Source organism: Desulfocastanea catecholica, from assembly GCF_054657295.1.
Window position 1 is genome coordinate 1 of the sequence record NZ_BAAHYZ010000137.1, and the last position, 427, is coordinate 427.

The following is a 427-nucleotide window of genomic DNA, read 5'->3' on the forward strand; positions in this document are numbered from 1 at the left end:
CTATGATTAATCGGTTGCTGATTACAAAGAAAACTCTAGACAGATAACGACCTCCGTATTACAATTCGTAATACGGAGGTGAGCTATGATCACATTAAGACTTGATCCCAAATTGGAACAAAAAGTATCTCTTGCAGCAAAAAATCTCGGCCTTTCGAAGTCAGAGTTGATTCGTAAAAGTCTCGTTAGTTACATTGAAAAAGTAGAAAAACAAAGTTCTTGGGAAACCGGTCAGGACTTGTTCGGCAAATATGCCAGTGGCCGCGATGATTTGTCTTCAAATAGAAAAAAGATTCTGAAAGATAAAATTAAAGCCAAGAGGACATGAGTAAAATATTAATCGACAGTGGTCCTTTAATCGCACTCTTCGACTCATCAGACAAATACCATCAAAAGACGGTCCTGTTTGTCAAAAATAACAATTCCA

The 427-nt window shown here is 37.2% G+C and carries 1 protein-coding gene; it reads left to right on the forward strand.

Annotation, left to right across the window (positions count from 1 at the left end):
* The first annotated feature begins 85 nt into the window (after nt 1–85).
* On the forward strand, nt 86–328 hold the full coding sequence (locus ACYQ8U_RS23225; protein WP_459947930.1) for a CopG family transcriptional regulator: 243 nt from the start codon (nt 86–88) through the stop codon (nt 326–328).
* Nucleotides 329–427: the final 99 nt, after the last annotated feature.